Below are 6,876 nucleotides of genomic sequence, written 5' to 3'. Positions count from 1 at the left end.
CAAAATGCGACAAACCCTTGCGGGGCCTGACGCTTGTCGATACTCACCACCAGCGGTAAAAATCTGTACGAAAAACAATCTTTAGGTCGCCATGTTGCTATCAATTATTAACTAAAACTGATTTTTTTAACATTTCATTAGGTCATTATTCTACCTAAAAAGTGTTAACCATTAGCTCTTCCCTGAACATTTTATAAAAAATGAAACCAACCAGACCTGCGGATATAAATCATACAAGGTGATTAGTTATTAATTTAACCATTATTCCTAGTGCGAATTGTTACATCAGCCAGAAAATCGGATTCTTATCAATTTCATTCAGTTTGAGAACTCTAACAGCCTGTTTTGTCATTTTTAATGATAAATCTTAATGTTACAAAATGGATCATAGCGATGACAGTGATAGCGAATACTTGCCAGAGGGATAATCTGTTATCGGTGTATTAGGTTATAAATTTCACTTTACGCAGAGTTAAATGTGCCTCCGCTGCCGTGATTTTACTTTCGCCGGTAAATTGTCGGCCAGAGAGACGATAACATGCCCTCTGATTGGGGCTAATCGTCCTATAAAATTTGAGTTAACTCTACTTTTTATCTATCTATCAATTAATAAGCAAATAAGTCGTGCTATGATTATTTTACCGGTCAATATTCAATCGGTTATAAGTTAGCAACTTCAAGTAGGAAGGGTCTTTATGATAAAACCATTCATTGTTGTAACCCTCGCCATCGCCACTCTCAGTGGTTGCGCCAATAATAATACCCTTTCGGGCGATACTTTTAGCAGTTCTCAGGCCGGCCAGGCCCAAGCTGTGACTTACGGAACCTTGGTTTCTGTCCGTCCGGTCACTATTCAGGGCGGAGATGGGAATAATGTTGCGGGTGCGGTAGGTGGGGCTGTGGTGGGTGGTTTTCTGGGTAACACCATTGGCGGCGGTACGGGTCGCCGTCTCGGAACCGCAGCAGGTGCCGTTGCCGGTGGCGTAGTAGGCCAACAAGTCCAGAGTATGATGAATCGCAGTAGTGGTGTTGAACTGGAAGTGCGCCGCGATAACGGTACCACCTTCCTGGTGGTTCAAGCTCAGGGCGTTACCCAATTCCAACCGGGGCAACGTGTCACCATTGCTACCCATGGAAATACCGTCACTATCACACCACGTTAGGTTTGCCGCCCGAATTCAGCGTGCAGATATGGCCACTTAAGTTAAGTCATTGTATTAAAAAGCACCGCCCAGTCCTGAAGGTTCGAGGGTAGACTGGGCGGTGAAAAGATGAACATAACTATCCGGCTTTTTTCGCTGCCGGTTTCACTACATTCTCTCCGTGTTTGCCAAAGAACTGATATAAGGTGTCTGAAGCCGTTTTGGTTAAGACCATAATTTCAATACGGCGGTTCTTCGCCGCAAGAGGTTCAGCAGGGTCCAGTAACATCTGGTCTGCCATCGCATTGATTTGCAGTACTCGCGCCTCACTTAACCCACCTTTTACCAACGCTTTATGGGCCATCAACGCCCGCTCACCCGACAGATTCCAGTTGTTGTACAACACCTGATCACGGTAGCGGGAAGCATCGGTATGGCCGGTAATAATGATTTTATTGTCCATCTCATTAAATGCCGGAGCCAACTCAGCCAGTAGACGGCTGAAGAACGGCGTCAGTACCGCGCTACTGCGCTGGAACATATCGCGCTGCTTATCATCCTGAATCAAAATACGTAGCCCTTGTGGCACCACTTCCATTTGCAGGTTGGATTGCGCATCGTAGGCAGAAGTAATTTGCATAATGATGCGTGATAACTCTTCCATTTCTTTACGTGATTTATCCACCACCTCTTCCAGAGATTGCTCCGGTTCCGGCACCTCAACTGCCAGATTACTTTTGGTCTCTTTCGCTTGCTCCTTACCATCAATGCTGTCAGAGAACTTGCCGCCGCCACTTTTGCTGTTAGAGGGAATTGAAATAAAGGATTGCTGCGAAAAGATGGTTTGCCCATTCAGTTGCGCCACAATCTCTTGCCGCTCCTCTTCTGATACCACCCCGACAATCAACTTTGTGGTGGTAACCAAGGGTGCTGAGCGAATTTCTGAAGTGTCGGCCCGCTTTACCTTGGACGCACTGCCGGGTAAACAGATGGCGATTGATGCCGACCTTAATGCCGGGTTAATCAATCAGGAGCAAGCGCGCTTGCGCCGTAAAGAAGTGGCCAGCGAAGCTGACTTCTACGGTGCGATGGATGGAGCATCCAAGTTTGTTCGCGGTGACGCCATCGCCGGTATTATGATTCTGGTGATCAACGTGATCGGCGGTATCTGTATCGGTATCTTTAAATACGATCTCAGCGCCAGCCAGTCGTTTCAACAATATGTATTGTTGACTATTGGTGACGGTCTGGTGGCACAAATTCCGTCCCTGTTATTAGCAACCGCGGCGGCAATTATTGTCACTCGGGTGAGTGATGGCGGTGACATGACTGATGAAATTAAAGATCAGTTGTTGGCAAAACCGACCATCTTGTATGCTGCGGCATTCGTGATGTTCATACTCGCCATTGTGCCGGGGATGCCCCATCTTGCCTTTCTCAGCTTCACCGGATTACTCCTGTTCGCCGCTTGGCAGCAAAGTAAAAAAATTCAGCAAGCGGATGCTGAGCCCGATCTTACAATCCTCGACCAAGCCATTTCTGAAGATAATGCCCTGAACCTCAACTGGGAAAATATTCCGATAGTTGAACCTATCGGCCTGAATTTGGGCTATAAGCTGGTCACACTGGTCGATGAATCAAAAGGCCGACCGCTGATTCAGCGGCTGCGAGGGGTGCGGCAAATTATCTCCGAAACCTGCGGAATTCTATTACCGGAAGTCAAAGTACGGGAAAACTTCCGCTTAAAACCGTCCCAATACACCATCAATATTAATGGTGTCAAAGTCGCCGGTGGCGATGTTTATATTGATAGACTGATGGCGATTCCAACAGCGGAACAATACGGCGAGGTTGATGGTGTACTAGCAATCGATCCGACTTACGGCCTGGCCGTGGTATGGGTAGCGCCGGAAGATAAACCCACGGCACTAAACTTCGGTTATCAGGTGGTGGATTGTGCCAGTGTGGTCGCGACCCATGTGAATAAAGTGGTACGTGACCATTTATCTGAACTGTTTAATTATGATGATATAACCCAATTACACCAACGGCTTGAGTCGCTGTCGCCACGTTTGGCTGAAGATTTGGCTGCCGGATTGAATTTTAGCCAATTGCTGAAGGTGTATCGTCAACTATTAACCGAAAATGTGTCGCTGAAAGATATTGTCACCATCGCCACCACCTTAGTAGAAAGTGCCACTATCACCAAAGATTCACTGCTCCTCACCTCTGATGTGCGTTACGCATTACGTACCGGTATCGTCAATGGTATCAATGGCGATGACAAAAACCTGGCGGTTTATACTATTAATAACGAATTAGAAAATATGTTGCTTGGCTCGTTGAATCAGGCGCAGCAAGCGGGGAAAGTGGTATTGGATAACTTCCCAGTCGACCCAAATATCCTGACCCAGTTGCAGCAGAATATGCCGATCATTAAAGAGCAGATGAAAGCAGAAAATCACCAACCTATTTTATTGGTAACTCCACAATTGCGGCCATTAATAGCACGCTATGCACGATTATTCTGCAATGGGTTGAATGTGTTGTCTTATAACGAAGTGCCTGATGATATGGCACTGAATGTGATTGGTACCTTAGAGTAAAAGTAGCTGAGCCTCAGGGATGAGGCTCATTAATCCCTACAACTTCAAAGAAAAAGGGGATAATTAGTTATCCATAAAGGTTTGCTGCCATTCAACAATAGTTTTGGGCCTTTTATCTTTATCTTCAGGCACATTAGTAAAATAGTGAACCCGCAGCGTGCCATTTTTTTCAGGCGCAACATACGCGGCCCACATCAAACCGGCACGGTTATACATAATTATTGATGCACGTTTATTAGCGGCACCTCGCACCCAGGTGGATAATACTTTTGCCCCCCGGTTATCCCGGTCATGGCTATAGATATAGACGTTGGCTGAGGCGACAAACTGGGCGTAATGGTCGCCGACTAACTCACGGAAAAGTTTATCGTTGTTGGTATCAGTAAAAATACCGACCGAAAGTAAGCTGGGAGTTTCACGTGGATCTTTTTCAGCCCGAACATACTGCCCGTCAATAAAGACATCTTTAGGCATCGAAATTCGACAACCCCAACTGCCATTGCTGTGCACCTGAATTGAACCATCTTTTATCGGGATCAGTAATAACCGGCAGTTTGCTGTATTTTCAATAAGATCAACAACCGCTAACCCTTCAACTTTACGTGCTTCAGCTCTAAAATTACCGGTATTTTCACCGGACCAGGCGCGGCTATCAATACTAAATCCCCACTCAGCAACCCGGGTTATTTTGATAACGCCACCCCGGTCATTCCCTTTGGTAACATTCCACCACTGCCCGCTCCAATCAAAATTTTTGTCAATATCAGACATGGAGACAATGCCCTGAAAATAGGCACGCTGAATACAGCTATCACTGGTACAACTGTTAAGGGATTTTTCCCATATTTGTCGTTGCTGATACACTGTTTCTGTATCATATTTGACCAACATGGACTGATAGATATCGCTAAATGTCTGATCCAGCCAGTGTAAATCCTCATTACCACATACAGTATATTCAACCGGCGTCGCTGCACGCTGGCAGTTAATGGCAAAAGATGGCGATGAGATACCTATCGCCAGTAAAAATAAAATGCTGCGAAAGTAAGCAATTCTCATTGTTTAACCCGATAAAAACATGAATTTTTTTATTATTGAAAGCTAATAACAACCTAGCTCACTATAGCGTTTTTGTGACTAAATGCCTAAAACTGGTAATAGAAAACCACCAGACGGCGCTGACTCTTAGCGCAATCCGGTGGCTGTTCTCTACTATTTATTACGACAATAAGTGTTATTTCTTAAATTGAATCAAAGTTTAACTAAGAATGAGTGGCTTGCATATTATCTGATAAATTAAAAACAGAGACCGCTTCTGTCAGTTGCCGTGCCTGTTCTTCTAACGAGGCAGCCGCAGCGGCAGACTCTTGTACCAGGGAGGCATTTTGTTGTGTGACGCCGTCCATCTCGGCGACAGCTTGCCCAATTTGACCAATGCCGCGGCTTTGCTCATCAGAAGCAGAGGCAATCTCGCCCATAATGTCGGTTACATTGGTCACCGCCTGCACGATGCTATTCATCGTCTCCCCTGCTTCAGATACTTGCTGTGAGCCAATATTCACTCGGGATACCGATTCACTGATCAACCCTTCGATTTCTTTCGCCGCTTGTGCACTACGTTGGGCCAAATTACGAACTTCACTCGCTACTACCGCAAAACCGCGCCCCTGCTCACCGGCTCGGGCCGCTTCAACCGCTGCGTTCAGTGCCAGAATATTGGTTTGGAAGGCGATACTGTTTATCACACCGATAATATCCGCAATACGGCGTGAGCTTTGCGTAATACTGCTCATAGTGGCAACGACATCGCTGACAATCCGCCCGCCATTTTTCGCTGTTGCAGAGGCATTCTCAGCCAACTTACTGGCTTGATGCGCGTTTTCGGCGTTCTGTTTTACCGTTGCATTCAGTTGTTCCATACTGGCCGCGGTTTCTTCCAGTGCCGCCGCTTGTTGCTCGGTACGGGAAGAGAGATCCGCATTTCCTGCTGCAATTTCACCGGCTCCGGTATAAATCGCATCGGTACTGTTGCGAATAGTTGATACCGTATTCACCAAACTATTTTGCATTTCACGTAAGTAAGGGATCAGTTGCCCGACGCAGTTACGGCCAAACTCAGGCATTGCCCGGCCTAACTGCCCTTCAGCTAAGCGTTTAAAGTGCACCTTGATCGACTCCAGCGGACGCACCAAATAACTGACGATATAGCGATCGGTTAAGAATAGAATGATAACACCGGCAATTAATGCAGCAAAAAGCGCCCGTTGGCACCAGTCGACTAATGTCTCCACCCGCAAACTGGCAGCCTCTGTTGCGGCATCAACCGCAGAATTGTACTTCTCGACGGTAGCGCCAAACTCTCGGCTTAATGGCGGATAATCTTTGTTAAACAAATTGTTATAATCTTCGAAGCGATTCTCGGCCACCGCTTTAGCCATCGGTTCAATTCCATTACTCAATAATGTTGACCAGCTTTGAATAGTTTTATCTGTCAGTAATGGATCCATCGACTCATGAGATTGCAGTTTAAATTTCGCCAAACTCTCTTGGGTATTTTTTAGTGCTACACCTGCTGAAGCCAATTCACGATCAGCATCGGCAGTTGCCCCGCTTTGACGATATGCCGCGGCACGACTTAAACGAGTAACCACACGAAAATATTGGTCATTACCCCGATTAATAATATTAATGTTTTTTTGTTGGTTAGAACTCAGATGTAATGAATGCGTCAATTGGTTAAGTGAAAATAATGTAAAGGTCGAGACACCTCCCCAAAGCAACAAAAATATAACAAGAATAGATAATAACGCCATCCTGATGGTGATATGTTTTAGAAAATTCACGGGAATACCCCTGTGTCTTATTTTTTTAGTTTATTTCCTTGAGATTTCAAGGTGTTTATCGCTGATAATCCCCGCAGGGAAAAAGGTTAATTATCAGGACTCATCACCAAAATAGCATGAAACCAACACAAAAGATCAAGATAACCGATCAATATTAAACAACTGATTGATTTCACCTATTAAAATGTAAATAACGTTCGATAATCTTGATCGAAAACTGATTAACAACGCTCAGTAGTTTCCACATTATATGTATTTATTCTGAATATAAATACAGCGCCCCAT

Annotated in this window: 4 protein-coding genes and 1 pseudogene; 2 read left to right on the top strand and 3 right to left on the bottom strand. The window is 45.3% G+C overall.

Annotation, left to right across the window (positions count from 1 at the left end):
* The first annotated feature begins 695 nt into the window (after window positions 1-695).
* Window positions 696-1,163 carry a glycine zipper 2TM domain-containing protein gene (locus tag V2A85_RS20980; protein WP_083162455.1) on the top strand — a complete coding sequence of 156 codons (468 nt, stop codon included), beginning with the start codon at window positions 696-698 and terminating at the stop codon, window positions 1,161-1,163.
* A 118-nt stretch (window positions 1,164-1,281) separates the two neighbouring features.
* Here V2A85_RS20980 and lafU read toward each other — a convergent pair whose 3' ends face one another.
* Window positions 1,282-2,082 carry a putative lateral flagellar export/assembly protein LafU gene (gene lafU, locus V2A85_RS20975; protein WP_420072263.1) on the bottom strand — a complete coding sequence of 267 codons (801 nt, stop codon included), beginning with the start codon at window positions 2,080-2,082 and terminating at the stop codon, window positions 1,282-1,284.
* On the opposite strand from lafU, the pseudogene V2A85_RS20970 reads away from it, so the two are divergent.
* Window positions 2,045-3,748 (top strand): annotated as a pseudogene (locus V2A85_RS20970) (flagellar biosynthesis protein FlhA); the annotation flags it as partial. The gene lafU and the pseudogene V2A85_RS20970 overlap by 38 nt on opposite strands.
* 63 nt (window positions 3,749-3,811) lie before the next feature.
* Here V2A85_RS20970 and V2A85_RS20965 read toward each other — a convergent pair.
* Window positions 3,812-4,807: a lysozyme inhibitor LprI family protein gene (locus V2A85_RS20965; protein WP_420072262.1), complete on the bottom strand. Its 996-nt coding sequence runs from the start codon at window positions 4,805-4,807 to the stop codon at window positions 3,812-3,814.
* A 203-nt stretch (window positions 4,808-5,010) separates the two neighbouring features.
* On the bottom strand, window positions 5,011-6,591 hold the full coding sequence (locus V2A85_RS20960) for a methyl-accepting chemotaxis protein (protein ID WP_420072261.1): 1,581 nt from the start codon (window positions 6,589-6,591) through the stop codon (window positions 5,011-5,013).
* Window positions 6,592-6,876 lie beyond the last annotated feature (285 nt).

Origin of the sequence: Yersinia sp. 1252 StPb PI (assembly GCF_048593885.1) — a bacterium.
Taxonomy (GTDB): domain Bacteria; phylum Pseudomonadota; class Gammaproteobacteria; order Enterobacterales; family Enterobacteriaceae; genus Yersinia; species Yersinia enterocolitica_E.
This window is presented reverse-complemented; position numbering and strand designations above follow the sequence as displayed.

Bases quoted from the DNA above. Each gene is read 5' to 3' on its own strand.
- V2A85_RS20980 (WP_083162455.1), top strand. From the start codon at position 696: ATGATAAAACCATTCATTGTTGTAACCCTCGCCATCGCCACTCTCAGT.
- V2A85_RS20965 (WP_420072262.1), bottom strand. From the start codon at position 4,807: ATGAGAATTGCTTACTTTCGCAGCATTTTATTTTTACTGGCGATAGGT.